We start from the raw sequence: 25587 nt of genomic DNA on the forward strand, positions 1-25587 counted from the left end.
TTCGTAGAGTTTGTAGAGTTTGGAGAGTTCATAGAGTTACGTCGTTTACTCTATGAACTCCATGAACTCGATGAACTAATCAACACCGACGAGGGCATCAACGCCCGCGACAACCTCTTCCGGATCGATCTCGTGCTCCTGGATCAATTCAACGTCGAGGCAGAGCGATTGCAGCTCGCGAACGAGGACGTTGAACGATTCGGGAATGCCCGGCTCGAAGTTCGAGACGCCCTTGACGATCGTCTCGTAGATCTTCGAACGGCCGGCCACGTCGTCGGATTTGCATGTAAGCAATTCCTGCAGGATGTGGGCGGCGCCATAGGCCTCGAGTGCCCAAACTTCCATTTCGCCGAACCGCTGGCCGCCGAATTGTGCCTTACCGCCCAGCGGCTGCTGCGTGATGAGCGAATAGGGGCCGATCGAGCGGGCGTGTATCTTATCGTCCACAAGGTGTGAGAGCTTGAGCATATAGATGTAGCCCACGCAGACCTTCTGTTCGAATGGCTCTCCTGTCAATCCGTCATATAGACGCGTCTTGCCCGACGGGCCGACCGAGGGCGGCAGTTCAAGCTCGTCATATTTGCGGTTCGCCTTGGCGATGTACTCCTTGATCTCGTTCTCGGTCGCGCCGTCAAAGACGGGCGTCGCAAAATGAAGCCCGAGCACTCGTGCCGTCCAGCCCAAGTGTGTCTCAAGGATCTGGCCGACGTTCATACGCGAGGGCACGCCGAGCGGGTTGAGGACGATCTCGACGGGCGTGCCGTCCGGTAGATACGGCATATCCTCCTCAGGAAGAATGCGTGCGATGACGCCCTTGTTTCCGTGGCGGCCTGCCATTTTGTCACCGACGCTCAATTTACGCTTCATCGCGACAAAGACCTTGACCATTTTGATCACGCCAGGCGGCAGTTCGTCGCCCTGCTTGAGTTTGGTGATCTTTTCGTCATAGATGTCGCGAAGAATGTTGATCTGGCGTTCGGTCCGCTGTTCGTATTCCTTTATCTCGCTGGCAATATCGACCGAACCGGAAGCCACATCGGCCTTGCGAAGCAGTTTCGTCTCGATGCCGGCGAGCGTCTCTCGCGAAAGGGTTGAGCCCTTCTTGATCACGACGTCCTTGCCGTCAATAAGGTCCTTATTCAGCTTGCGGCCGTCAAAAAGCTCATAGATGCGCTCATCGCGCTGTTCCTGAAGGATACGGATCTCATCATCGAGGTCACGGTGGAGAGCTTCCTCCTCCATTCCCTCGATATCGAGCGATCGATCGTCCTTGTCCTGGCCCTTGCGCGTGAAGATCTGGACGTCAACGACAGTACCGTCTATGCCCGGAGGACATGTCAGCGAGGCATCCTTAACGTCGCCGGCTTTTTCGCCAAAGATCGCTCGGAGCAGCTTTTCCTCTGCGGTTAGCTGCGTCTCGCCCTTGGGTGTAACTTTGCCGACAAGCACGCTACCCGGTTTGACCTGTGCACCGATGCGGATAATGCCGCTCTCGTCGAGGTCGCGAAGCATGTTCTCGCCGATGTTTGGAATGTCGCGAGTGATCTCTTCGGGCCCGAGCTTTGTGTCGCGGGCCTCGATCTCGAGCTCCTCGATGTGGATCGAGGTGTAATAGTCGTCACGCACGAGCCGTTCACTAACGAGGATCGCGTCCTCAAAGTTGTAACCACGCCACGGCATGAACGACACGAGCACGTTGCGTCCCAATGCGAGTTCGCCGCGATCGGTACACGGGCCGTCAGCGATGACCTGGCCCTTGATGACACGTTCGCCAACCTGAACTATCGGCCGCTGGTTGATACACGTGTTCTGATTAGAACGCTTGAATTTGACCAGCGAATAGATGTCGGCCGTCACCTCGCGAGAGATGGTGCCGTCCACCTGATGGTCGGCCTTGACGATAATGCGTTCCGAGTCGACGTAATCAACAACGCCGTTTCGCTTTGCGATAACGACGGCACCCGAATCGCGGGCGGCGATCTTCTCCATGCCGGTGCCGACGTACGGTGATTCGGCACAGAGCAGCGGCACAGACTGGCGTTGCATGTTCGAGCCCATGAGGGCCCGGTTCGCGTCGTCGTTCTCAAGGAATGGTATCAGCGACGCCGCTACTGATACGAGCTGTTTGGGCGAGACATCCATATACTGGATGTCCATCTTGTCGGCCGTGATGAACTCACCCTTTTGCCTCGCAGCGTTACGCTCATTGACGAGGTTGCCCTTAGCATCAAGCTCAATATTGGCCTGGCCGATTATGTAGCGGTCCTCTTCCCATGCCGTCAGGTAGAACGGAAATGGCTCAAACTCGGCTTTCTTGCCGTCCTTGATACGCTTGTTTGCCGACTCGACATCATCGAGCGGCACGTGTTCACCGGGCTTGAATTTAGTATCGCCGCCGTTTTTGACGAGCACGTACTCGATCACGCGGCCGTCAACGACCTTGCGATACGGTGATTCGATAAAGCCGAACTCATTGATCCGGGCAAAGCACGAGAGCGACGAGATGAGGCCGATATTCGGGCCTTCAGGCGTCTCGATCGGGCAGATGCGGCCGTAGTGCGTCGGGTGAACGTCACGAACCTCAAAGCCTGCTCGCTCACGCGACAGTCCGCCCGGCCCAAGGGCCGACAGGCGACGCTTGTGCGTGATCTCGCTGAGCGGATTTGTCTGGTCCATGAACTGCGATAGCTGCGACGAGCCAAAAAACTCGCGGACCGCGGCCGTCACCGGCTTTGCATTGACCAGATCTCGCGGCATCGTGGTGAACATGTCCTGCTGAATGGACATCTTCTCCTTGATCGCCCGCTCCATTCGCTCGAGGCCGATGCGAAACTGATTTTCGAGCAGCTCACCGACCGCACGGACGCGGCGATTGCCGAGGTGGTCGATATCGTCCTGATAGTAATTGTCGCTGTCCTTCTTCATCCGAAGCAGGTACGACACCACATCGAGAAAATCCGTCGGGGCCAGCAGCGGATCGGTCAGCCGATCGTGGTCGGGCCGGCCCATCTTGATATTGAACTTGAGGCGTCCTACACGCGACAGATCAAACCGTCGCGTGTCAAAGAACATCCCTTCGAGCAGCCGATAGGCTGTCGGGACGGTCGGCGGATCGCCCGGACGCATCTTGCGGTAGATCTCAAGCAGGGCGTCGACAGGTTTGCCGATCGGATCCTTCTTGATCGTTGCCGACACGATCTCGCCGATAATGTCACGCTTCGGGAAAAATACCGAGAAGCTCGTTACGCCCTCTTCAATGATCTGGGTCAACAGCCCGGCAGTGATCTCAAGATTCGATTCGACGATGATCTCGCCCGTTTCGGTATTGACGATGTCGTCGAGCGCGAAGGCGCCTTCAAGGTCAGCCGAGGCGACCTGCACCTGCCCTTTGCCCATGCGGCGAAGGTCGGCGAGCGCGGCCTTTGTGATCTTTTTGCCTTTGCGGACGACATCCTCTTTCTTGTCCTTGATGTCCTCCTCGGAGCGAAGCCCGACGATGTGCGTATCGCCGTCAGGCTTGACTCGCATAAACGTCTTGCCCTTTTCAATGACCACCTCATCCGCGGCGTAAAAGAGCTTCAGGATACTGGCATTCGAATACTCAGCGTTCTTAACGATCTCCTCAAGGATGTTGTCAGACACCGTCTTCATATCGATCTGCGGACTGAGCCACAGGCCCAACGCACGCAGGAAAACGGTCGCTATGATCTTACGCTTGCCGAGGCGGGCGTGAAGCAAGCCCTTCTGGTCGTATTCAAATTCGACCCACGAGCCGCGGTAGGGAATGATCTTTGCGAGAAATTCGTCGCGGTCGCCCTTAAAAAACACACCCGGCGAGCGATGAAGCTGCGATACGATCACGCGCTCAGTTCCGTTGATGATGAACGTGCCGTTGTCGGTCATCAGCGGTATCTCGCCGAAGAATACATCCTCTTCCTTGATGTCACGGACCGTCGAGACACCGGTATCGGCGTCCTTGTCATACACCGTCAGACGGATCTTGACCTTGAGCGGGACGCTGTATGACATTCCCCGCTCCTGGCATTCCTGCTGGTCGTGCTTGTGCTTGAGGCCGACCGGCTCGCCGCAGTTGTTGCAGAGGTTGGGCCGCACGGCATTGAACGTGCCGCAATTCTTACAGAGCACCTCGGCCGGATTGAACGGATCGACCTTGATCTTCGCCGAGCAATTCTTACAGTTGGCACGCAGATGATCGAGCCCTTCGAGATTGCCGCATTTGCACTGCCAGTTGCCGATCTGGTATTCGACGTATTCGAGCGTTGCCGTCTCACGGAAATCCGACACAGGGAAGATGGACGAGAACACCGACTGCAGCCCGATAAAATCACGCTCCTCCGGAATGAGGTCCATCTGCAGGAAGCGGTTGTAGGACTCTCGCTGGACTTCGATCAGGTTCGGGATCTGGGCCGAGGTATAGATCTTGGAGAAATCGACACGCTCCGGTGCCTTGCTCGTCCTGACCCCAAGGCCCTTCGAGTTGTTCTGTAGAGGATTGTTTGTCATATGATCGATAGCGGGTTTAGATAAAAAGTTGTTGATTTCCGGTGTCGATGCTGTTACGATGCACGTAAAGTTCGGCTCCCCCGAGATCAAGGCAGAAAAGACGGCAAATGCGGTCGAGGGTAAAGTTTGCCCAGACCGCTTTTTAGCAGCTTCTGCTAGTTATTAAATTTTTCGAGCGTGCCAAAAACGGACACCAACTCTCCACTCGCCTGCGGCATTGATAGCCGCCTCAAAACCAACGGAAACTATTGTAAAATAAGATAGTTCCCAACTCCGACGCTGCCGGTATTCGCTTGCCCCGCCCCACGCGTAACATGCGAAACCAATAGTTTACCAGCAAATTTTCGCCGATACAAGGACGCATGGCCGCTATTCCGGCTGCGCCGTCGCCACAAAACAGAGGCGCTTCGCATGGTGTGAAGCGCCTCTGCCCTCGGCGAATCGCGTAAAAGGGCTGCTTACTTGACCTCGACGGTCGCGCCTGCCTCGGTAAGCTTCGTCTTGATCTCGTCGGCCTCGGCCTTCGAAACGCCTTCCTTGAGGGCTTTCGGAGCACCGTCGACGAGGTCCTTGGCCTCTTTCAGGCCGAGTCCCGCGACAACCTCGCGGACGACCTTGATCACCGCGATCTTGTTGCCGCCGGCCGAGGCGAGGACGACATCATACGAATCCTTCTCCTCAGCCGCAGGAGCAGCGTCACCGCCGCCTGCACCGGCACCGGCCGCCATCACCATCGGCGCCGCGGCCGCAGCCGACACGCCAAACACTTCTTCGAGCTCTTTGACGAGTTCCGACGCTTCGAGAAGCGACATTCCCTTCAAATACTCAACCACATCTGCTTTTGTAACTGCCATGATCGTATCTATCTCCTATTTAGGGTTCTGTATTCATGACGAGCGCACAGTGCAAAACGCACAATGCCCGCCGGTTTATCCATGAATGGAATACATAAGCAAAATTGTGCATTTTGCACTGTGCATTCTGCATTCACTTCCTAGCCGCTAGAACCCAGGGACTCGATGGCTGGGGTTGCATCTCCTTTGCCTTCTTGCCCGAAGCCGCTGTGCCTGACAACACGACGGCTCGTTTTACCTTGGTACGGCTTATGCGGGCCAGGCCCGCAATCTCAAATTTGAAATCTCAAATTTCAAATTCGCTTGAGACCCGAAGATCTCAAAACTCTACTCCGCTGCCGGCTCTTCTGCCGGAGCTTCTTCGGCCGGAGTTTCCTCCACCGACGGAACTTCCTCGGCGGCCTCGCCCGCCGGAGCAGCCTCTTCCGCCGGAGCATCCTCGGATGCTGCCTCGATAGGTACTTCCGCTTCCGCAGCCGGTGCTTCCTCGACCGCTGCCTCGGCTTCAACAACCGGAGCAGCCTCTTCAGCCGGAGCGGCTTCAGTCACTGGAGCACCGCTGGCGCGGCCATCCTGTTTGCCGATCTGATCGATAACAACGGCGAGATCGCGGGGTACGGCGTTGATGACCGTGACCAGACGCTGGGCCCCGCTGTTGAGCACCCACATCAGCTTGGAAATAAGCTCTTCCTTGCTCGGAAGGTTAGCGATCGTCGTCAGCTGGGCGAGATCGACGACCTTGCCATCCACGACGCCCGTTTTGAACGTGTAGATATCGGCGTTGTCCTTCATGAACTTCGAAATTGCTTTCGACAGGACAACCGGATCGTTCTCGGTCCACGCGATGGCGGTCACGCCTTTGAAGTGTTCGCTGACCTCTTCGTACTGCGTGCCCTTTACGGCGATACGAGCGAGCGTGTTCTTTACGACCTCGTACTTCGCACCCGCTTCACGAAGACTGTTGCGAAATTCCTGGTCCTTGCTGACCGTCAGGCCCGAAAAGCTCACGACCATCGCTGATTTCGACGCTGCGAGCGATTCGGTAAGGGCGGCCAGATCTGTTGCTTTTGTTTCTCTTGATTTCATTGTTTTGCCCCCTCTTATGCGTAAGCTAATTCGTCGAGCAATACGCCCGGGCTCATGGTTGCGGCCAAGTTTATCTTCTTTAGATAGCGGCCTTTAGCGGTGGTCGGCTTGGCCTTCATCACCGCGTTGATCAGGACTCTTGTGTTCTCGACGAGCTTGGCGTCGTCGAACGAGACCTTGCCGACCGGCGAATGAATGACACCTGTCTTGTCGACGCGATACTCGACCTTACCGGCCTTGGTCTCTTCGATGGCGGTCTTTACGTCCATCGTGACCGTTCCCGTTTTCGGGTTCGGCATCAGGCCGCGAGGGCCGAGCACCTTGCCGAGCTGACCGACCTTGCCCATCATGTCGGGCGTCGCGATCAGCGCGTCAAAATCGAGCCAGCCGCCCTTGATCCTTTCGACGATATCGTCGCCGCCGGCCTCATCCGCTCCGGCTTCCTGTGCCTCTTTGATCTTGTCGCCCTGAGCAACTACAACGACCTTTTTGGCCGCGCCGCCCAGTCCGTGCGGAAGCACGATAGTGCCCCGCACGAGCTGGTCCGCTTTACGCGGATCGACGCCGAGCCACATGGTCAGTTCAACTGTTTCGTCGAATTTGGCGAATGCGATCTCTTTCAATTTTGAGACCGCTTCGTCGAGAGTGTGTTTCCTGCCGGCCTCGATCTTTTCGAGAGCGGCAAGGTATTTCTTGCCTCGTTTCATTTTACCTCCAGGTGTTAGCGAACGCTTTTGCGTTCTCCCTTATGAGACCTATGGGACATATGCGTCCAATAGGACCAATTTATTAGCCCTCAACGGTAAGGCCCATGCTGCGAGCCGTGCCCTCGATGGTCCGCATTGCAGATTCGAGGTTAGACGTGTTGAGGTCCTGCATCTTCTTTTTCGCGATCTCTTCGATCTGCGAGCGCTTTACGGTTCCCGCCTTTTCGCGGTTCGGCTTGCCCGAGCCCTTTGCGATGCCCGACGCCTTCCTAAGCAGGTCGGCTGCAGGCGGCGTCTTGGTCTCGAACGTGAACGACCGGTCGGCGTAAACGGTGATAACGACCGGAATTTTCATATCCGGATCGTCATTCTGCGTCTTGGCGTTGAACGCCTTGCAGAATTCCATGATGTTAACGCCGTGTTGGCCCAGCGCAGGGCCGATCGGCGGCGCCGGATTGGCCTTGCCCGCCGGAATTTGTAGCTTGATGTAACCTTCTATCTTCTTTGCCATTGCTCTTTTCGATTAACGATGCCGACTGGTCGGCAATGTCCTCTACTAATTACCTGTTACCAAAACTCTTACTCTTCCTCAGCGAAAGTAACTTTTTCTACTTCCAAAAAATTCAATTCATACGGTGTCGAGCGGCCAAAGATGGTGATCGACACCTTGAGCACCGATTTTTCTTCGTTCACCTCTTCGACCTTGCCGGTAAAGCTCGCAAACGGGCCCGACTTGATCCTGACGACCTCGCCGACCTGATAGGTGAACTTCGGCTTTGGTTTCTCGGTCGCAACCTCGATATTGTGGACGATCTGGTCCACCTCGCCCTGCGAGAGCGGCGTCGGCTGCTTTCCGCCGAGAAATCCCGTCACCTTAGGCGTCGCTTTGATCGCGTGAAACACGTTGTCGGGAATTTTCCCTTTTTCGTCACACTCGATCTCGACCAGCACATATCCGGGGTAGAACATCCGCTCGGACACATACTCCTTATTACCGCGCATCTCGACGACCTTCTCCTTTGGCAGGAGCACGCCGGTGATCTGCTCGTCGAGCTCCATGTCGCGGATGCGCGCATTCAGGCTCTCAACGACCTTGTTTTCGTGGCCCGAATAGGTGTGGATAAAAAACCACTGCTTCATCTTCAAATATCCTTAGGCTCCGGCGATCTTATCTACCACCCAGGTCAGGCCCTGAAGCACATAGACCCAAGCCCGGTCGACCAGAAAAAGGTACACGGCGAAAAAGATCACACTGATGACGACGATGATCGTCGTGTTCTTGACATCGTTTGATGACGGGAACGACGTCTTGTCGAGCTCAGCACGTGTCTTGCTGACAAACGCGCCGATGCCCTCTTTCTTTGTTTCTACGGCTTCTGCCATACCTTTTCTCTAAACCCAATAATTGGCAGGGGTAGCAGGATTCGAACCCGCACCTAAGGTTTTGGAGACCTCCATGCTAACCATTGACACCATACCCCTGCAATTCAATGCACAATGCCAAATGAAGAATGCACAATTCTGCATTGTGCATTCTGCACTGTGCATTCGTTACTTGTTCTCTCTGTGCAGCTGGTGCTTGCGGCAGCGGCGGCAGAACTTCTTGAACTCGAGCCTGTTCGGCTGGGTCTTCTTGTTCTTCGTCGTCACGTAATTGCGCTCTTTGCACTCAGTGCACTGCAAAATTATGTTATCTCTCGGCATAAAACTAGCTCTCAGCATTCAGCTATCGGCATTCAGCAGGAGCAACCGGATTTGGCTGACTGCTGAAGGCTGATGGCTGACTGCTATTCCACGATCTCCGACACTGTACCGGCACCGACGGTGCGGCCGCCTTCGCGGATGGCGAAGCGGAGGCCCTTTTCCATGGCGATCGGAGCGATAAGCTCGATCTCCATCTGGATGTTGTCGCCGGGCATGACCATCTCGACGCCTGCCGGCAGGTGTGCTACGCCGGTCACGTCAGTTGTGCGGAAGTAGAACTGCGGGCGGTAGCCCGTAAAGAACGGCGTGTGACGGCCGCCTTCTTCCTTGGTCAGCACATAGGCCTCGGCCTTGAACTTCGTGTGCGGAGTGATCGAGCCCGGCTTGACGATGACCTGGCCGCGTTCGATCTCCTTTCTTTCAACGCCTCTCAGCAGCAGACCGACGTTGTCGCCCGCCATTCCCGAGTCGAGCAGCTTCTTGAACATCTCAACACCCGTAACAACGCTGTTCCGCGTCTCGCGGATGCCGACGATCTCAACAGGCTCGTTGACATTGATCTGTCCACGCTCGATACGGCCCGTGGCAACCGTTCCGCGGCCCTGGATCGTAAAGATATCCTCGACAGGCATCAGGAACGGCTTATCGGTCTCGCGTGCAGGTGTCGGAATGAAATCATCTACAGCCTGCATCAGCTCGTCGATCTTTGCTTCCCACGTCGCATCGCCCTCAAGGGCTTTCAGGGCCGAACCCTGGATAACAGGGATGTCGTCGCCCGGATACTCATATGAGCTGAGCAGTTCGCGGATCTCCATCTCGACGAGTTCGAGCAGTTCCGCATCATCCACCATGTCGCACTTGTTCATAAAGACGACCATCGTCGGGATACCAACCTGTCTTCCAAGCAGGATGTGCTCACGCGTCTGCGGCATCGGGCCGTCGGTCGCAGCCACAACGAGGATCGCTCCGTCCATCTGTGCGGCTCCCGTGATCATGTTCTTCACATAATCGGCGTGGCCCGGGCAGTCGACGTGTGCGTAGTGACGATTTGCCGTCTCATATTCCACGTGTGCCGTCGCGATCGTGATACCACGTGCCTTTTCCTCAGGTGCGTTGTCGATCGAATCGAACGACCGAAACGCCATCTTCGGATTGTGCTTCGACATCACCTTTGTGATCGCCGCCGTCAACGTCGTCTTACCATGGTCAACGTGGCCAATAGTCCCAATGTTCACGTGCGGCTTACTGCGATCGAATTTCTCTTTGCTCATCTTAGTTCGTCCTCTTTTCTAGACCTAAATATTTCTTAATGTGCCGGGCGAGGTTTTCATCGATCTCGCTGTGTCGCGGCACGGGCTGTCTCATCCCATTCTTCGGATTCAAATAAATGTCGTGGTTTGAACCGTGTCTCAGCAGAACGCAACCATTGGCCGCGAGATGCTTTAGCAGGTCCTTTCGTTTCATATTCGGATCTCTTTGACCTGATATGAGCTCGGGACCTCGTCCATCGCCATTAACAAATACGCATCCTTGATGTTCTCTTCGAGCTCCTCCAATGTTTCGCCCTGGGTCATGATCTCCGGGTGCTCAAGGAGTTTGCCCAGCCAAAAATGATCCGACTTCCAATAGACCATTGTCATCGTTGTGTTCGCATCACCCAACATAAAATCTGGAGCCCAAGGCGGGATTTGAACCCGCGACCTCATCCTTACCAAGGATGCGCTCTACCCCTGAGCTACTTGGGCAAATCTCACCTTTCCAAACAACCGTTGGAGCGGGAGACGAGACTCGAACTCGCGACATTCAGCTTGGAAGGCTGACGCTCTACCAACTGAGCTACTCCCGCTCAAATTACTGGTGCATGGGGCAGGATTCGAACCTGCGTAGGGAGTTAACCCGACGGGTTTACAGCCCGTTGCCTTTGACCGCTCGACCACCCATGCTCGGCCTTTACTGTCCGCCATTGGCGCTTTCCAGAGCCAAATAGCAAATTTCCAATAATAACTAACCAAAAATCAACTTGCAAGCGCGTAAACACACGTTTTCGGCGCATTTACGGCAAGTTATGAGCGCGGGTGAAATCGGTCGTAGTTGCGTTTAAGCTGGCTGTTGGTAACGTGCGTATATATCTGCGTCGTCGAGATGTCGGTATGCCCAAGCATCTGTTGAACTGAGCGGATGTCGGCGTTGTTCTGGATGAGATGCGTCGCAAACGAATGCCGTAGCGTATGCGGCGAAACGCCCTCGAGGCCGCATCTATCGGCATATGCCCGGACCATCGCGTGTATAGCCTGACGCGTGAGCCGCGAACCCGCAGATGTCACGAATAACTCATCGCGGTCGATGTCCTTCTGTCGGCGGGCCGCTAGATAGCTTTTGAGCCATTCGACGGCACTCGACCCGACCGGCACGCGGCGTGTCTTACTGCCTTTCCCGGTCGTTGTGAGGATGCCGCTGTCAAGGTCGATATCGTTGAACTTCAGCCCGACGACCTCGGAAACCCGCAGGCCGCAGGCATACATCAATTCGAGTATCGCGCGGTCGCGAAGGCCGGTTTCGGTCGATGTGTCGGGTGCCATAAGGAAGACCTCGATCTCAGATCGGTTAAGAAATCGCGGCAGATACGTGCCTTTCCGGGGTGCGACGAGGTCTTCGGCCGGGTTGGCCATGATATGGCCGTCCTGCATCAGAAATTTGTAAAAGCCACGAACCGCGCTGATCAGCCGCCGCCGTGAATTCTCAGAAAAGTTCTCGCGACTCAGATCGATCAGCCATTCGCGTAAATCCTCACGCCGCAATGACATCAGGCCGAGACCGTTCTTATCGGCCCACGAGGACAATTTACCTAGGTCGTTGGCATAACTGTCGATAGACGTCGCCGCGAGTCCCTTTTCGACACGGCAGAAGGTCAGGTATTCGCGGATGAGATCGCGTTTTGCATTTCCATCGGCCACGACACCGATACTAATGAAACAGCGAGACGAAACGCAAGGATTTTCTTGTTCGGCGGTCTAGTCGAGGCCGCGATATGGCCTTAGCCTGGGTGCCTCGCAACCACCGAGCAGGTCGACGAATCCGCTGTTGCGGACGAGCAGGCCGGACGCCGCTGAGCGCGACAGGTTCCAGCTTCTCAGGTCGGCTTCTTCGAGCTTTTCACAGTGGCGGCGGGCGAGACTGTACGCGGCCCACCGGGCGTCCTCATCATTCATATCGGGCAATGCCAGAAAGACTGAGGGCAGAGCGTCGTCGCTCAGGCTGGTGTTGAAGTAGGCGTCAAACTCGCGGCCCTCACGCATCAAGGCCAGATTGTGCTCTACGATGAATTTGTCCGGGTTCATCAGGTTTGTGGCGCCGAGGATGACGAATGCCGACCACAATGCTCCCCAGGCGAAATGCTGTCTTGCACCGCGCAGCACGGTTGCCGAGAACCACACAAACACGACCGCGAGCCACGCCATAAAGATCAGCGGATACAGCCGAATCGTGGTCAGGCCATAGCCGAGGTTGCCGGTCAGCAGGACCAGCCGCTGGACAGCCGAGGCCATGATGACAAAAAGCAGTGCGATCTGGATACCGGCAAGAACGCGGAACAGCGTGCCGGTGACGGGCTTGTCCTTGCGCACCAGCCAATGGCCGACGAGCAGGATCGGCAGGACGAGTGCCGAAACGGCGACCAATTCGCCAAAGCCGCGGCGGGCGTAATCGGCGAGCTTGAAATCCGGCGTATTTTGAACCAGTTCCATCCCGCCAAACAGATACGGCACCTGTGCGATGACAAATATGAGGAACAGCCCGTTCAACAGGCCTAGAATAATGCCGATCTCGACGGTTCCGAGCGTGAATACGTGGGGCAGTTTTGAGCTGTCGATATTCTGCCAGTCGCGTTTTTGCTTTTTGGCCGGCGGAGCGTCTGCCGACGCGGCAGGCGTCGCGGCGGAGGTGGCATCCTCGGGAACGTCCGTCGCGTTGATGTGTTCGACGACGGTCGCGTTATTCGGCAGCGTATTTTCGGTATCGACCGGCTCGTCAGCCACCTTCTGAACATAAGACGGACCGTCGGTGCGATGTCCCGTGGCCGTCGCCGGTGTTTCGGGCTCCGCCGTGAATGACCCGCCGACAGCCGAGCGGAGATAACCGGCCGTCAGCCACGCGAGTACCGATGTGAGCATCACGTGGCTGATGATCGTGTCCAGCTCAAAATCGATGGCACGGTTGACCCAGCCCTCGAATACGGCATCGGCAGCCATGAACAAAGCGCCAAAGATGAGAACGAGCGGCAGTGCGATGGCCAGCCCGCGCAGCACGGCAAAGACGCTCCGGCTCAGGCCATTGCCCGGCATTGCTTTCCAATCGATATCAGCCGCAAGCAGCACAAATCCGCCAAAGAAACTGCTCAGGGCCGCGGCGATCAGTCCGGCGATGTAGTGAAACGTCCCGCCGATTCGCGCCCTGATGCCAAAACTGCCAGGGATCAGCACGCCCATCGCGATGATGACCGCGATGGTGTCGGCTACGCGCATCTCGATCGAATCTCGAACCAGGAACATCGTTCCAAAGAACAGCATCGCACCGGCGAGTGATAGGTTCGTCAAATTGAGCAGCTCAGGCCGCGATCGGCGCATGAGCATCAGCAGCCCGGCGACAAACAGCGTCACAAAAAGAAACGCGTTCAGCCCCCACGGCGTTTGTCTGAGTAGAATATTCCCTGCCACACCGACGATAATGGCGGCCTGTATGATCTGTAGTCCCGTCTTTGTCCGGTCAGTCATTTATGATCCCTCATTGCCCTAATGAGGGCCTCCATATGGTCTAGGTATCTCGTGAGGGCGTCGCGGCCCTCGTTCGTTATTACGTACTCGGTCAGCGGCATGCGGCCCTTGAAGGATTTCTCGCACGTGATGTAGCCGGCGTCCTCCAGCTTTCGGGCGTGGACCGAGACGTTGCCGTCGCTTGTGTCGAGCAGGCGTTTTAGGTCGGTAAAGCTCAGCCTCGCGTTCGCTGCAAGCGCGCTGATGATGCCGAGCCGCATACGCTCGTGAATGACCTTGTCGAGGTCATTGGATACGCTTTCGGCCGCTCGCGCAACGGTCAGGCCGTGTGATCCATGGTCGTTCTGTAGTGCTAGGTTCTTTGCCATAGGTCCAATAGGCCCTTTGCGACCTATCCGCCGTATTTCTTTGCGATCACTGCTCCAAAAATGATGTGCGTCAAGCCAAAGCTCGTTGCCATCAGCCAATTGCTGTACGCGGCGGGTAGGGCGAACGCCGCTGCCCCAAGAGCTATGAATATCCATCCCATCACCGGCACGACCCGCACCGAAAAATCACCCGCGCATACGACGGCGGCTCCGTAGCAGAGCATCCACACCGGTGCCATCATCTCGTAATGTTCGTAACGCCACAGGCCGAGCGTGATCGCGACGCCGGCGATCAGCGGTGGGGCAAAGTCGTGTGCGAATTTGCGCGCAGGCGTTGAGAACAGCGGCGTGTCGGCGATGCGCGATTTTTGCCACATCGCGAGCAGGCCGATCGCGAAGGCGAGACACGCTTCGAGCAGCCATACCCGCAGCCACCCGATACGGTGGTCCTGCTGGGCTGCGATGTATGCCGCGACGACGGCCGTCATGCCCATCAGCATCCCGCCGTAGCCCGGCACGGCCGTAAGGCTCGTCGAGCGCTCCATCGTCTCGCGAATGAACTGCAGATTGTCAGCGGCACGGTCGCCAATATGGACGGGCTGGCCCGGACCGGGCTGCTCACCTATTTGGGCTGATCGCTTGGACATCCTGAAAACAAACTACATGAAGTTGTCATCAATGTCAAGAACTTTATGATACAAAGTAAATCAATCTTTCTTTTGAGAACATTAATCGGTCAAATTGACAGAAATTGTCAGTCAGTGACCGCCATCACAAGCGAAGGAGATCGGATTTCTGAAAGGCCCTCAATGAGATCACCGACATCTATAGGCACGTAAACCCTGTATCAACATGGATTTACACGCCAGGATGCGGCACCCGCCGCAGAGTGGCACGAGGATTGACTTATGTATCCGCGGAGGCTGACAGCCTATGTCAACAAATGCAATAAAGAAACTGAATTCAAGCGGCGGTTTTTCGCTTATCGAACTGGTCATTGTGGTCGCCGTCATCATGATCATTGCGGCTATTGCCGTGCCAAACCTGTTGAGCTCACGACGGGCGTCAAACGAGGCGTCCGCGCTCTCAGCCCTCCGCGTGATAAGCGAGGCTGAGGCCGCGTATATCGGAACCACTGGCGGCGGTAATTACGGCACGGCAAGCGAACTGTATGTTGCCCACCTTATCGACAGCACCGTTGCCGCGGCGAACAACCTGAACGTCGGTGGAAATCCACCGAGGAATACCGCTAAGAGCGGCTACAGGTTCCGGATCATCGCAAGAGACATAAATCCCGTAACACATGCGCCGTCAAACTATGTTGTCTCGGCGATCCCATCATCGACGAGCGGCGTGACGCAGACCGGTGCGACGCGGCTTTGCCTCAGAGAGGACGGCGTGCTCAGGGGATCGGGCCAGAACCTCGGCAGCCACTACAATTACGCTCAGTGCGGCTTTGCGAATCCCTACGAACCGTAAGCCTATTTCTTCTTTTTGGCCGGCTCATTTACCATGTCACCAAGGTTTTCCTGAGCGGGTAAGGTGTTGTCCGCGATCGAATACGTGTGACGCTTGCCCTGGAGGATGAACGTGCTGCCGTTCCACTTATACGCCGAGCGCGTAAAGTGTGTCGGGCAGCACAACTGCTCTTCGTCACCCGTGATGCGTCCGGTCTCGACCTGGCCGAGGATAAAGCGGTCCTGGCCGAATAGCTCGATCGCGAGCATCCCGTTCTCCGCGAATAGGTTCTTTAGGCCACCATCCGCCCGGTCGCCGGTGCGAAATTGCCAGATCAGCTCAGGTGCACCGTTTTTCCACGCGAATACGTAACCGATTTGCGGCACGGCTGAGCCGCCCGTTTCGATCTTCAGTACGACGACTGCTTCATCCTCGCCGTCGCCGGTCAGGTCAAAGTATTTAGCCGTAACGAACGACAAGCCAATGCGTCGTTCTGCTTTCGCGACAGCACGCGCATCGTTACTCAAACCATCGCTGACCTGGCCGCCAACCGGAGCGGCTTTCCCGTTTTTCAATATGATCTCGGCGGTGCCGTCCGGATTCTGCCAGCCTCGCGGGAGTTCGTAGGTGTAGTTCTTGAAGTCAAAGGCCCCGATAGGAAAGACGGTGGCGGTATTGCGATCATCCGTGAGCTCGGCCTGGAGATCAGGGACGGCCGGCGTCGGTGAGGGCGACGGCGATCCGTCAGGCGACGGCGTCTGGACAGCGTGATCCTCCGCCTCACGAGCGTCACGGGCCGGGCCGCAGGCTGCCGAGACGATAGCCATTAGCACGAGGAAAGAAGCGGTCCTTAGCATCGTCATCAGGGCGCAGAAACTAATACACGCCGATCCGAGCGGCGTCGTTCCATTTATGCTCGCGTCAGGCTGCGATACTTGATCCGATGCGGCTGGTCGGCGTCGTGGCCCAGGCGGCGCTTACGGTCCTCTTCGTACTCGCTGTAATTGCCGTCAAAATATTCGACGTGGCTCTCGCCCTCGAACGCCAGAATGTGCGTTGCGATACGGTCGAGGAACCAGCGGTCGTGAGATATTACGACCGCACAGCCCGCGAAGTTTTCGAGCGCTTCCTCGAGGGCACGCATCGTGTTGACATCGAGGTCGTTTGTCGGCTCGTCAAACAGGATCACATTAGCACCCGATTTGAGCATTTTTGCAAGGTGTACGCGATTGCGTTCGCCGCCTGACAATTGCCCGACACGCTTTTGCTGATCGCTCCCCGAAAAATTGAATCGCGACACATACGCCCGCGAATTGACCTCGCGTTTGCCGAGTTGTATCACGTCCAGCCCTTCCGAGATCTCGTCCCACACGGTCTTGTCGCCGGAAAGCGAATCACGCGATTGATCGACATAGCCGAGCTTTACGGTCGGTCCAACTTTGAATACACCGCCGTCGGCTTTTTCCTGTTCGGTTATCAGCCGAAAGAGCGTCGTCTTGCCCGCACCGTTCGGTCCGATCACGCCGACGATGCCGCCGGGCGGGAGCGAGAATTCGAGGTTCTCGAACAGTAATTTGTCGCCGTATGATTTTGAAACGCCGTGTGCCTCGATCACCGTGTCGCCCAGCCGCTCCCCCGGCGGGATGAATATCTCAAGGTCTTCGCTGCGTTTCTCACTTTCGGTTGCGAGCAGTTTTTCGTAATCGTTGATACGAGCCTTGCCCTTTGCATGGCGGCCCTTCGGCGACATGCGTATCCATTCAAGCTCACGCTCCAACGTCTTTTGGCGTTTGTCTTCGGTCTTCTGCTCCTGAGCGAGTCTCGCCTGTTTCTGCTCAAGCCACGATGAATAATTCCCCTGATACGGAATGCCTTCGCCGCGATCTAATTCGAGTATCCAGCCGGCGATGTTATCGAGAAAATACCGGTCGTGCGTGACCGCGATGATCGTGCCTTCGTAACGCTGCAAATGCTGCTCCAGCCACGCAACCGTCTCGGCGTCGAGATGGTTAGTTGGCTCGTCCAATAGCAGAATGTCAGGCTTTTGCAGCAGAAGGCGACAGAGCGCGACGCGGCGCTTTTCACCGCCAGATAAAGTTGCGATCTTCGTGTCTGGCGGCGGACATCGCAACGCGTCCATCGCCATTTCTAACCGCGAATCGAGGTCCCACGCGTCCGCCGCATCGAGCCTTTCCTGCACCTGCCCTTGCCGCTCGATGAGAGCGTTCATCGCGTCATCGTCCATCGGCTCAGCGAACTTGGCGTTGATCTCCTCGAACTCTATTAACAAATCGACCGTCGATTGCACCGCCTCCTCGACAATTTCTTTTACAGTCTTGCCGTCGTCAAGCTTCGGCTCCTGTTCGAGATAACCGACCGAATACCCTTGCGAAAAAACGACTTCGCCGTTAAATTCCTTATCGGTTCCCGCGATGATCCGCAGTAGCGAAGATTTTCCCGCCCCGTTCAACCCAAGCACACCGATCTTCGCGCCATAAAAGAACGAGAGATAAATGTCCTTGAGGACAGGCTTCTTGTCGTAAAACTTGCTGACCTTGACCATCGAAAAGATGATCTTGTTTGGTTCTGAATTGCTCATATTAGCAAGCTACGGGAGTGAGTCGGGATCGTGCAGTCCCGCGTCGATATCCATTTTGCCGTGCATCACCCGCCAAACATCGATCTGATGCTCGGTCTCAATGTAGAAAATAAGAAACGGGAACTTCTTCATCGGCCAGAACCGGATCCCGGCCAGGCCGGGTTCATGTCCGTATTTTGGCGAGCCGGATTCGGGAAACCGGGCAATGTGAGCGATAGCGCGATCAAAGTCGTGCAGGAAATCGACAGCTACCTCGACACCGCCGGCCGCCAAATAATGATCGCGCGCGCTGTCAAGGTCGTCCTCGGCTTTGACCCGAGGGACGACAGGCTTTCTCATTTCGTCTTCGACCTGACCCGCTGCCGCATTTTCTCGAAGTGCTCAGCGTCCCAAACATTTCCGCTGGCGGATGACGAACCACCTTCGAGCAGCATCTCTCGCAGTCGAACACGGTCCTTTTCCTTGCGCAAGACATCTCGCACATACTCGCTGCTGCTGATGTAATCACCGCCGGACACCTGCGAATCGACAAAAGACCTCAGCTCCTCAGAAAGAGAAATGTTCATCGTTGTCATAGCTCAAAAATAGCATTTATGGCAAAGTTTGCCAAGCAAACGTTTGGCGTCCAATGAGTCAGGCTCTGAGTGATTTGTGAAAAGGACTGCAACGAGCAACCAATCCTAGAGTATCGAGCTTCTTAGCTAGCGATGCATAGATTAGTATTTTGTTGTTTATCGTTGTCATTCTGCACGCTTTTCGCCGCAAGCATTGTTCTTGCGGACAGTTGGGCGCTGCCGGAAAAGAAAACAATTTGCTCCAAGAACAAGAAGTACTGTCTGAAGGTTATTCCAAAGAAACTTACAAGCCAACTCGACTACTTTCAGGATAAGGTAGGCGGCAAAGAGAACGCGGGAGCAGACAAAAAGGTAAAGAAGAATCTTTGTCGTGGGATCTTCTCCGTCAGGGAAGGCGGCTCTCTGCGGAAAAAGTGGGAGATCAACCTAGCTAACGAAGTTTCTCCGGTCTCGGTCCTGGTGTCGGACGAAGGCGACTATGTCGTGACATTTGATAATTGGCATAGTGTCGGGTATGGCGATGATGTCGTAGCCATTTATCAGGCGGGCACTGGCGCTTTGGTCAGGAAATTTGGATTGTCGGAGTTTTTGACCGAAAGCGATATCGATCAACTTCCTGCATCTGTAAGTTCAATCTGGTGGGGTGGTCAACACTATATTGACTACATGGCCGATCAGCTTATTTTACAGGTTGTAGAGCGCCCAAGAGGGGATGAAAAAGAGGCCAAATACTTTCCCGTTCGCGTAGATCTAAGCAACGGTAGGGTTTTGGATGAAAAAAAGGATCGGCTCGCGAGTTTGCGTTATGTCTTAGAGGCCGACCCTGCCGATGAACCTAAACCTGATGCGAGAATACTCTCGCCCTCGGCAAAGGAATGTTTAGAGGGTGGAAAAGCTCTGTTTCTCAAGCCAACCAAACTCTTAGAGCGACTTGTCAGTCGACAAATTCCGGAATATCCGCCTGCGGCGAGGGCCGTCAGGGCGGTTGGCCAGGTTTTGATCGCAATGAGGGTTCAACCGGACGGGACCGTTGGCTGTTCAGAGCCGATTACGGGCCACCCACTGTTACGAGTTACTCTTAGCAGTGCGGTTAAGAAATGGAAGTTTCGGCCCTCGAATGAGGCGTTCTCTGGCCTTCTTATGTTCACCGGTAAGGAGGCTCTCGTAAACCCTGACGGCAGTATCGTTAAGGTACCTTAAGATAGGACCACCGATCTAACCGAAAAACCCTCGATTCGACCCTTCGAAATACCAAACCCAATTCCCGGCTTGTCCGGGGCCATGATAGTGCCGTCGGCTGAAACCTCGACTTCCGGTTCGATGATATCTTCGTGCCAATATCTTTTACTCGCCGACACGTCGCCGGGCATTGTGTAACCGGCGAGGGTTGAGATGGCGATGTTGTGGGCGCGGCCGATGCCGCTCTCGAGCATGCCGCCGCACCAGACGGGGATGTTGGCTTCGCGGCAAACCTTTTCGACGAGTTTTGATTGTGTGTGGCCTCCGACGCGGCCGTTTTTTAGGTTGATTATTTTGCCGGACTTTAGTTCGATTGCTTTGCGTGCGTCCTCGGGCGATTTGATCGGTTCGTCGAGACAGATCGGCGTCTTGATTTCGCGTTGCAGCTTTGCGTGATCGATGATGTCGTCGTAGCCGAGCGGCTGTTCGAGCATCATCAAATCGAATTCGTCGAGCGAGCGAAGTTTGTCGATATCGTTTAATGTATATGCCGAGTTAGCGTCCCCCATCAGCAGAATGTCGCCAAACTCTTTCCTCACGGCTTTGATCACATCGTAGTCCCAACGAGGGCTTATTTTTATCTTGATCCGTCTGTAACCCGCATCGACCTCGACGCGAATTTTGTCTAACAACTGCTCGATGCTGTCCTGAATACCGATCGAAACGCCGCACTCAATGGTCTGGTTAACGCCGCCAAGAAGCCGCCACAGCGGGACGGCGAGTTTTTTCGCCTCAAGGTCCCAACACGCGGTCTCGATTCCGGCTTTTGACATACGATGGCCGCGGGCCCATTTCATCAGGCCCCAGACATCGGCGGCTGACTCAACCTCTTTCCCAACGACCATCGGCGCCAGAATTTTCTCAGCCGTCACCCAGGCCGAATCGGTCCATTCGTCCGAGTAGCCGGGCGTCTCGCCACACGTGATCTCGCCCCAGCCCTCGGCACCCTCGCGGTCCTCAACGCGGACGAGAATTATCCGCCGCTCATATGTTCGGCCAAAGCTCGTCTCAAAAAAATGGACCAGCGGCAGGTTGATCTCGACGAGTTCGATGGAGCGGATGGCGAGCATGCGGTAAAAAACTAATTTAGTCCCTACACAGTCCTTTTTCAATCGCGGCTATTTGACGATCTCAAACGGGACGAATTGCGTCGTTACCTTTCGCTTTCCCTTAACGTTGTTGTCGGTCACGGTCAACTGAAGTGTGTAGTTGCCGGCGGCAAATCCGCTGCCGAAACGCATCGTGCCTCGTGCCGGAACTCCGTCAACCGGCGCCGGCCCGCCGAGCGTGATGGCTACGGGCTTTGCGGCGAAGACGAGCTCTTTCTCGTCATAGATACTTGCCTGGACGTTGAGGTCCAGCCGCTGCTCCTTCCCCGTGCGGGGATTATAAATATTGACCGTATAGGTGAGAACGCTGCCGGGCTTGAACTGCCTGATCGCCGTGTCGGCGAGCGGGTTTATCACGCGTCTGGCCTGGGCGGCATCCATTGTGTCGAGCGTTCTCCACGTTTCGTAATCAACATTCTCGAGCAGGACGCCGGACATCGTCAGGCGGTTCTTCTTCAGATCCGGCACCTCGATAAACTGATATGCCGAGCCGACCTGATCGCTTGTATTATCGCGAATGGCCACGCGAAGCTGATACGCGCCCGGCTTCTTTACGGGAACCATGAAATTATGGATCAATCCCGTCCGCTTGACCGTTGCGAGCCCCTCATCAGAAACGCTAAAGCTGAACTTTGTGCGTTGACCCTCGACCGGAACCCCATTGTCGCCAAATGTCGATATCACAATGTCGAATGACGTCGAGAACCTGCCGTCAGCACCTTTTGTAAACGATAATTTATCGGCATCGATATGCAGCAGCGAGCGGATATTGACGGTGCGGTCGGGGGCGGCCGTCATCAGAGCATTCAGCCGGACAGGCACCTGGTTTTCTGCAAAAGGCGATGTTAGGGCGTCGTAGAGCTTCTGAAGCGGTGATGACGACACCTTCTTCGTGGCGGCCAGGCTTTCCTCAGATACGCCGAAGAAGCCCGACCGGAATCTGACCCTGACATCATCGCGCTTTACCTTAACGGCAAGCTTGTTAAACCGGGCCGTTTTAGGGTCAAAGGTGGCTGAGTCCGGTTCGTAGCCAACGAGATAATAGCTCTGATCGTCAAGGACCTTGCGGATGCCGTATGAGATGTCGTTTTGGTTGACAAAGGCCGTGCCGCCGGTCTCATATGCAAGAAATCGCAGGCCGTCCTGCGAATCAGACAGGTCTTGCCGCCGCCCCTCGACCGCAGCATCGATCTGCTCGGAACTCATGCCCGCGACATTGTCCTCCGCCGACAGGAACGGTGCTACCAGGCCTCGGGCATCCACCGTATAGATCACCACGGATGAGCGCGTGGCAAGGTCTGCGAGTTTGCGCAGCAGATCGAGCACGCGATCGGTGCCGCGATCTTTATCAAGCGACAGCCTAAGGCCGTCCGTGATCAGGACGACAGATTTGCGGCCCGGCAGTTCCTTCATTCCGCGGACGACATAATTGACCGCACCCAAGGTCCCGCTGGCAAAGATGGATTCGCGAAAGTCGTTCATCTCCTGCTCGATGTCGCGGTCAGATTCGATCTCGTCGGTTGAGTCACTCGTTTCGTCGGACGTCTGCGCTTTGAGCGACGCGTCGATGGGATTGAATACGCCGATGCGGGCGCTGCCGCTCATGTTAAAGCGGATCTTTTCTGCCGCCTTTAGCAATTGCCGTTTGTCGGTCGTAAATTGCTGAAGTGCTCCGATGCCGGTGCCTGTGCGAATGATCGCCACGAGGTCGCCGTCCTGCATCTGTTCGTTGACGAATTTTTTCACAGCGTGCTGAACTCTGTTGGCACTCCCGAATGAGAGCGTCAGGTCGTCAACGACGAGGGCAACCGTCCGGCGGACATTCTCGGGCCGAACGGGCCGCGGAGGCAGTATCGCGCCGGCATCTTTGCCTTTGGCCGAAGGCTCCTTGAGTACCGACCGCTGGCCGCTCTCGACGAATGAAAAGGCCGTTACGTCCTGACGTTTGCCGTTTTCATAGACCTCGATCTCGTCGGGCCTGAGGTCCTTGACGGGGTTGCCCTTCTTGTCCGTGACGGTGACATCTATCTGGATCAGGTTGGTCGAGATCTTTACAACGTCCTCGGCCAGCGGCGCAGGTGTTGGCGTCGCCTCTTGCGCTGCTGCCGGAAGCCCGCAAAGCAGGAGTATTGCGGAACTGAGTAAAAGCTGCTTCATTGGTACATCGGCGGATGAGATTAGGATGTTTGTTATCATAATACGGTCTGAGAATGTTTCGAAAGTAGTTTGGCCGGGCAGAATGGCCGCGCCCGCCCGCATCCAACCCTTCGATAGAACGCTATGATCCAGTTTCTTGTTAAGCCCGCAATATCGATCTTCCTTGTAATGGCCGCGTTCTCGATCGGCTGCAGCGCGCAGACCGAGGACCAGGCCCTGGCGAGCCTGCGCGCGATGACAAGCAGCGGAAAGCTGCCTGCCGAAGCCGCCGTGGCCGCCATAGAGTCGAGGTTTGCCGGCAAACGAACAGGCGCCCTCGCCAAGCTGCTGCGGGCCCGCATCAGGCTTGAGAACGGCGACGCCGAGGGTGCGGCGGCGATGCTGGATTCGGACGTTTTCAAGAAGCGAACAAAACTCGCCGACCACGCGTTGTGGCTTCGCGGCAAAGCCCTTAGCCAGGCCGGCAAACACGCCGAGGCGATGGTGGTGCTCGGCGAACTCATCAAGCAGTACGGCGATTCTGTCCGCATGCACGATGCAAAACTTCTCTGGGCGTCATCCGCGATAGCCGCCGGACGTGCTGTCGAAGCACCGCCGATGCTCGTCGATCTGAGCGAAAAGAATGATGCCGACGCGCTGCTTACGACGGCCAAAGCATACGAGGCCCAGGGCTCGCAGGCCGAAGCCATCCGGTACTATCGCCGGACATATTTTTTCGCGGCTGATTCGGCCGCGGCAAAAGAGGCCGAGGCAAAGCTGACGTCGCTAGCCGAAGCGCTGGTGCCGCAATCGGCGGACGAACTTCAGGCTCGGGCCGAGCGTTTCTTTGAAACGCAGAAATGGGACCAGGCACACGCCACGTATCTTGCGTTAGCTGACCAGTTTCCGACATCGATCACGCCGCAGACGCGCGTTCGGCGGATAATCGTAACCTCGAACCTGAAGAAAATGGCCGACGCCCAAAGCGCCTTTGATTCGCTGCCGGAGGCCGCAACGAAAGAACGCGAAGAGGGCTATTATCAGCTCGCTCTCGGCTATGCAAAGGCCCGGATGTGGCCCGATGCTCGACGCGTGGCGAATGAGATGCGCCAGAGATTTCCGCACGGAGCCATGGTCCCAAGGATGCTGATCGACGTGGGCCTGGCCGCCCGCGACGGTAAGAGCCGAGCTGACGAAGGCTATTTTCTAAACCTCGCGCATACAGAATACCCAAACGCTATCGAGGTCGCGCAGGCACAATTTGAGGCCGCGTGGTTTCAACACGAGCAGGGAAGCCTGGCCCTCTCGTCACAAATGTTTATCGACCACCTTGCCCGTTACGTTGACAAGGACAATACAAATCGCGGGAAGGCCGGTTATTGGGCCGCTCGTGACTCAGAGCGGGCCGAAAAGTTTGCCGAGGCATGTGCGCTTTACGATGCCGTCATGTATCGCTATTCGGCGAATTGGTACGGCTATCTCGCCGCACAGCGTATGGCCGTGATGCGCTCGCAGCGGCGATGTGCCTCAACATACGCACCAAACCCGACTATCGCCAAGGCCGCCGCGAACCTCAAGATCGTCACGGTCGCGGCCGAGACAGCCCGCAAGCCCGAGCTTGACCGTGCGGCAAAGAGCGACGAGCTATCGATCGTCGGCCTTTTTGACTGGGCAATAGACGAGTTGAACGAAGCCAAGCGGACGGCGGGCAACAGCCCCTCGATCAACATGGCCCTCGCGCGCCATTACCGGTGGAAGGGCGACAACGTCAAGGCTTTCCTCGCACTCAGGGCCAGTTATCCTGACTATGCCCAGATGTTCCCCGAAGAGATGGGCCGCGAGGAATGGGAGATCTTTTACCCGCTCATCAACTGGGCCGAGGTCAAGTATTGGGCCGCGCAGCGTGGCCTTGACTCATATCAGGTCGCCGGCCTGATCCGTCAGGAATCCGTATTTGATCCGCGAGCCAAATCGCCCGCGAATGCATATGGCCTGATGCAATTGCTGGTGCCGACGGCGAATTCGGTGGCAAAAAAATACATCTCAAAAACCTCGTCTGTAACCGCGGCTGATCTGTATCACGCCCCGCTCAACATCGAGCTTGGCACTGCATATCTTAAGGACCAGTTCGCCAAATTCGGCCGCATAGAATACGTCGCCGTCGCCTACAACGCCGGCCCGGGCCGCGTCGCCCCGTGGCGTGCAAGCCTGCCCGCCGAGATCGACGAATTCGTCGAGGCCATCCCCTTCAAGGAGACTAAGATCTACGTCCAGGGCGTGATCCGTAACACCGCCCAATACCGCCGCCTCTACGACGAAACCGGCAACTTTAAGCCGAATGTCGGTTCAAAACCGCTGCGCGGGCTTATCGACACGACGCCCCGCGATCAGTTCGTCGCCGCCAACCCCGAAATTGCCGTGGATGATAAACATGGAGAATAACAGTTGTATTATGGTAT

24 protein-coding genes and 4 tRNA genes are annotated in these 25587 nt (G+C 56.2%); 3 read left to right on the forward strand and 25 right to left on the reverse strand.

What is annotated here, in order from left to right; genetic code table 11:
• Positions 1–75: 75 nt before the first annotated feature.
• The 19 genes from rpoB to IPM59_05735 form a co-directional block, all read right to left on the reverse strand.
• Positions 76–4524 carry a DNA-directed RNA polymerase subunit beta gene (gene rpoB / locus IPM59_05645; protein ID MBK9215071.1) on the reverse strand — a complete coding sequence of 1483 codons (4449 nt, stop codon included), beginning with the start codon at positions 4522–4524 and terminating at the stop codon, positions 76–78.
• A 458-nt stretch (positions 4525–4982) separates the two neighbouring features.
• Positions 4983–5378, reverse strand: coding sequence for a 50S ribosomal protein L7/L12 (gene rplL, locus IPM59_05650; protein MBK9215072.1), 396 nt, complete (start codon positions 5376–5378; stop codon positions 4983–4985).
• 327 nt (positions 5379–5705) lie between these two features.
• Positions 5706–6464, reverse strand: a complete 759-nt coding sequence (locus tag IPM59_05655; GenBank protein MBK9215073.1) for a 50S ribosomal protein L10 — start codon at positions 6462–6464, stop codon at positions 5706–5708.
• A gap of 14 nt (positions 6465–6478) precedes the next feature.
• Positions 6479–7171 (reverse strand): 50S ribosomal protein L1, encoded by a 693-nt coding sequence (locus IPM59_05660; protein MBK9215074.1) that lies wholly within the window; start codon positions 7169–7171, stop codon positions 6479–6481.
• Positions 7172–7253: 82 nt separating this feature from the next.
• Positions 7254–7682 carry a 50S ribosomal protein L11 gene (rplK, locus tag IPM59_05665; protein ID MBK9215075.1) on the reverse strand — a complete coding sequence of 143 codons (429 nt, stop codon included), beginning with the start codon at positions 7680–7682 and terminating at the stop codon, positions 7254–7256.
• Positions 7683–7750: 68 nt separating this feature from the next.
• Positions 7751–8311, reverse strand: coding sequence for a transcription termination/antitermination protein NusG (gene nusG, locus IPM59_05670; GenBank protein MBK9215076.1), 561 nt, complete (start codon positions 8309–8311; stop codon positions 7751–7753).
• Between the two features lie 12 nt (positions 8312–8323).
• Entirely contained in the window at positions 8324–8554 is a 231-nt protein-coding gene (secE, locus tag IPM59_05675; protein ID MBK9215077.1) for a preprotein translocase subunit SecE, read from the reverse strand.
• A gap of 23 nt (positions 8555–8577) precedes the next feature.
• Positions 8578–8653: transfer RNA gene (locus IPM59_05680), tRNA-Trp, on the reverse strand.
• 69 nt (positions 8654–8722) lie between these two features.
• Positions 8723–8875 (reverse strand): 50S ribosomal protein L33, encoded by a 153-nt coding sequence (gene rpmG / locus IPM59_05685; GenBank protein MBK9215078.1) that lies wholly within the window; start codon positions 8873–8875, stop codon positions 8723–8725.
• 83 nt (positions 8876–8958) lie between these two features.
• Complete coding sequence (gene tuf / locus IPM59_05690) at positions 8959–10146, reverse strand: elongation factor Tu (protein ID MBK9215079.1); 1188 nt, start codon at positions 10144–10146, stop codon at positions 8959–8961.
• A gap of 1 nt (position 10147) precedes the next feature.
• Positions 10148–10339 carry a type II toxin-antitoxin system HicA family toxin gene (locus tag IPM59_05695; protein ID MBK9215080.1) on the reverse strand — a complete coding sequence of 64 codons (192 nt, stop codon included), beginning with the start codon at positions 10337–10339 and terminating at the stop codon, positions 10148–10150.
• Positions 10336–10515 carry a type II toxin-antitoxin system HicB family antitoxin gene (locus tag IPM59_05700; GenBank protein ID MBK9215081.1) on the reverse strand — a complete coding sequence of 60 codons (180 nt, stop codon included), beginning with the start codon at positions 10513–10515 and terminating at the stop codon, positions 10336–10338. Before IPM59_05700 ends, IPM59_05695 begins: the two co-directional genes overlap by 4 nt.
• Before the next feature lie 30 nt (positions 10516–10545).
• A tRNA-Thr gene (locus tag IPM59_05705) sits at positions 10546–10620 on the reverse strand.
• 25 nt (positions 10621–10645) lie between these two features.
• Positions 10646–10721, reverse strand: a tRNA-Gly gene (locus tag IPM59_05710).
• Between the two features lie 9 nt (positions 10722–10730).
• Positions 10731–10818 (reverse strand) — tRNA-Tyr (locus IPM59_05715).
• A 120-nt stretch (positions 10819–10938) separates the two neighbouring features.
• Positions 10939–11829, reverse strand: a complete 891-nt coding sequence (gene xerD / locus IPM59_05720; protein ID MBK9215082.1) for a site-specific tyrosine recombinase XerD — start codon at positions 11827–11829, stop codon at positions 10939–10941.
• A 57-nt stretch (positions 11830–11886) separates the two neighbouring features.
• Positions 11887–13644, reverse strand: a complete 1758-nt coding sequence (locus IPM59_05725; GenBank protein MBK9215083.1) for a DUF4173 domain-containing protein — start codon at positions 13642–13644, stop codon at positions 11887–11889.
• Positions 13641–14012 carry a transcriptional regulator gene (locus IPM59_05730; protein ID MBK9215084.1) on the reverse strand — a complete coding sequence of 124 codons (372 nt, stop codon included), beginning with the start codon at positions 14010–14012 and terminating at the stop codon, positions 13641–13643. Before IPM59_05730 ends, IPM59_05725 begins: the two co-directional genes overlap by 4 nt.
• A gap of 23 nt (positions 14013–14035) precedes the next feature.
• Positions 14036–14659 carry a hypothetical protein gene (locus IPM59_05735; protein MBK9215085.1) on the reverse strand — a complete coding sequence of 208 codons (624 nt, stop codon included), beginning with the start codon at positions 14657–14659 and terminating at the stop codon, positions 14036–14038.
• 286 nt (positions 14660–14945) lie between these two features.
• Here IPM59_05735 and IPM59_05740 point away from each other — a divergent pair, with 286 nt between their 5' ends.
• Entirely contained in the window at positions 14946–15491 is a 546-nt protein-coding gene (locus tag IPM59_05740; GenBank protein ID MBK9215086.1) for a prepilin-type N-terminal cleavage/methylation domain-containing protein, read from the forward strand.
• Between the two features lie 2 nt (positions 15492–15493).
• Here the strand turns inward: IPM59_05740 and IPM59_05745 are convergent, their stop codons facing one another.
• The 4 genes from IPM59_05745 to IPM59_05760 are packed head-to-tail and all read right to left on the reverse strand — an operon-like array spanning position 15494 to position 18635.
• A complete protein-coding gene (locus IPM59_05745) occupies positions 15494–16327 on the reverse strand; it encodes a hypothetical protein (GenBank protein MBK9215087.1) in 834 nt (277 codons plus the stop codon).
• A 53-nt stretch (positions 16328–16380) separates the two neighbouring features.
• Positions 16381–18069, reverse strand: a complete 1689-nt coding sequence (gene ettA / locus IPM59_05750; protein ID MBK9215088.1) for an energy-dependent translational throttle protein EttA — start codon at positions 18067–18069, stop codon at positions 16381–16383.
• A gap of 9 nt (positions 18070–18078) precedes the next feature.
• Complete coding sequence (locus IPM59_05755; protein MBK9215089.1) at positions 18079–18408, reverse strand: type II toxin-antitoxin system RelE/ParE family toxin; 330 nt, start codon at positions 18406–18408, stop codon at positions 18079–18081.
• Positions 18405–18635, reverse strand: coding sequence for a type II toxin-antitoxin system ParD family antitoxin (locus IPM59_05760; GenBank protein ID MBK9215090.1), 231 nt, complete (start codon positions 18633–18635; stop codon positions 18405–18407). The genes IPM59_05755 and IPM59_05760 overlap by 4 nt, the downstream gene beginning before the upstream one ends.
• 141 nt (positions 18636–18776) lie before the next feature.
• Between IPM59_05760 and IPM59_05765 the strand changes: the two genes are divergently transcribed.
• Positions 18777–19844 (forward strand): hypothetical protein, encoded by a 1068-nt coding sequence (locus IPM59_05765; protein ID MBK9215091.1) that lies wholly within the window; start codon positions 18777–18779, stop codon positions 19842–19844.
• On the opposite strand, the gene menC is transcribed toward IPM59_05765, so the two are convergent.
• A complete protein-coding gene (gene menC, locus IPM59_05770) occupies positions 19841–20953 on the reverse strand; it encodes an o-succinylbenzoate synthase (protein MBK9215092.1) in 1113 nt (370 codons plus the stop codon). The two genes, IPM59_05765 and menC, sit on opposite strands and share 4 nt — an antisense overlap.
• 48 nt (positions 20954–21001) lie before the next feature.
• Positions 21002–23149 carry a VWA domain-containing protein gene (locus IPM59_05775; GenBank protein MBK9215093.1) on the reverse strand — a complete coding sequence of 716 codons (2148 nt, stop codon included), beginning with the start codon at positions 23147–23149 and terminating at the stop codon, positions 21002–21004.
• Positions 23150–23272: 123 nt separating this feature from the next.
• Between IPM59_05775 and IPM59_05780 the strand changes: the two genes are divergently transcribed.
• A complete protein-coding gene (locus tag IPM59_05780; GenBank protein MBK9215094.1) occupies positions 23273–25570 on the forward strand; it encodes a transglycosylase SLT domain-containing protein in 2298 nt (765 codons plus the stop codon).
• Positions 25571–25587 lie beyond the last annotated feature (17 nt).

Origin of the sequence: Chloracidobacterium sp. (genome assembly GCA_016715795.1) — a bacterium.
Lineage (GTDB): Bacteria > Acidobacteriota > Blastocatellia > Pyrinomonadales > Pyrinomonadaceae > OLB17.

What these genes read in the sequence shown, in the direction of transcription:
- tuf (MBK9215079.1), bottom strand. Translation starts at nt 10,146, where the DNA reads ATGAGCAAAGAGAAATTCGATCGCAGTAAGCCGCACGTGAACATTGGG.
- IPM59_05725 (MBK9215083.1), bottom strand. Translation starts at nt 13,644, where the DNA reads ATGACTGACCGGACAAAGACGGGACTACAGATCATACAGGCCGCCATT.
- menC (MBK9215092.1), bottom strand. Translation starts at nt 20,953, where the DNA reads ATGCTCGCCATCCGCTCCATCGAACTCGTCGAGATCAACCTGCCGCTG.
- IPM59_05765 (MBK9215091.1), top strand. Translation starts at nt 18,777, where the DNA reads ATGCATAGATTAGTATTTTGTTGTTTATCGTTGTCATTCTGCACGCTT.
- IPM59_05730 (MBK9215084.1), bottom strand. Translation starts at nt 14,012, where the DNA reads ATGGCAAAGAACCTAGCACTACAGAACGACCATGGATCACACGGCCTG.
- IPM59_05775 (MBK9215093.1), bottom strand. Translation starts at nt 23,149, where the DNA reads ATGAAGCAGCTTTTACTCAGTTCCGCAATACTCCTGCTTTGCGGGCTT.
- IPM59_05780 (MBK9215094.1), top strand. Translation starts at nt 23,273, where the DNA reads ATGATCCAGTTTCTTGTTAAGCCCGCAATATCGATCTTCCTTGTAATG.
- IPM59_05655 (MBK9215073.1), bottom strand. Translation starts at nt 6,464, where the DNA reads ATGAAATCAAGAGAAACAAAAGCAACAGATCTGGCCGCCCTTACCGAA.
- IPM59_05695 (MBK9215080.1), bottom strand. Translation starts at nt 10,339, where the DNA reads ATGAAACGAAAGGACCTGCTAAAGCATCTCGCGGCCAATGGTTGCGTT.
- IPM59_05700 (MBK9215081.1), bottom strand. Translation starts at nt 10,515, where the DNA reads ATGACAATGGTCTATTGGAAGTCGGATCATTTTTGGCTGGGCAAACTC.
- IPM59_05745 (MBK9215087.1), bottom strand. Translation starts at nt 16,327, where the DNA reads ATGCTAAGGACCGCTTCTTTCCTCGTGCTAATGGCTATCGTCTCGGCA.
- IPM59_05660 (MBK9215074.1), bottom strand. Translation starts at nt 7,171, where the DNA reads ATGAAACGAGGCAAGAAATACCTTGCCGCTCTCGAAAAGATCGAGGCC.
- IPM59_05735 (MBK9215085.1), bottom strand. Translation starts at nt 14,659, where the DNA reads ATGTCCAAGCGATCAGCCCAAATAGGTGAGCAGCCCGGTCCGGGCCAG.
- ettA (MBK9215088.1), bottom strand. Translation starts at nt 18,069, where the DNA reads ATGAGCAATTCAGAACCAAACAAGATCATCTTTTCGATGGTCAAGGTC.
- rpmG (MBK9215078.1), bottom strand. Translation starts at nt 8,875, where the DNA reads ATGCCGAGAGATAACATAATTTTGCAGTGCACTGAGTGCAAAGAGCGC.
- nusG (MBK9215076.1), bottom strand. Translation starts at nt 8,311, where the DNA reads ATGAAGCAGTGGTTTTTTATCCACACCTATTCGGGCCACGAAAACAAG.
- IPM59_05755 (MBK9215089.1), bottom strand. Translation starts at nt 18,408, where the DNA reads ATGAGAAAGCCTGTCGTCCCTCGGGTCAAAGCCGAGGACGACCTTGAC.
- rpoB (MBK9215071.1), bottom strand. Translation starts at nt 4,524, where the DNA reads ATGACAAACAATCCTCTACAGAACAACTCGAAGGGCCTTGGGGTCAGG.
- IPM59_05740 (MBK9215086.1), top strand. Translation starts at nt 14,946, where the DNA reads ATGTCAACAAATGCAATAAAGAAACTGAATTCAAGCGGCGGTTTTTCG.
- IPM59_05760 (MBK9215090.1), bottom strand. Translation starts at nt 18,635, where the DNA reads ATGAACATTTCTCTTTCTGAGGAGCTGAGGTCTTTTGTCGATTCGCAG.
- rplK (MBK9215075.1), bottom strand. Translation starts at nt 7,682, where the DNA reads ATGGCAAAGAAGATAGAAGGTTACATCAAGCTACAAATTCCGGCGGGC.
- rplL (MBK9215072.1), bottom strand. Translation starts at nt 5,378, where the DNA reads ATGGCAGTTACAAAAGCAGATGTGGTTGAGTATTTGAAGGGAATGTCG.
- secE (MBK9215077.1), bottom strand. Translation starts at nt 8,554, where the DNA reads ATGGCAGAAGCCGTAGAAACAAAGAAAGAGGGCATCGGCGCGTTTGTC.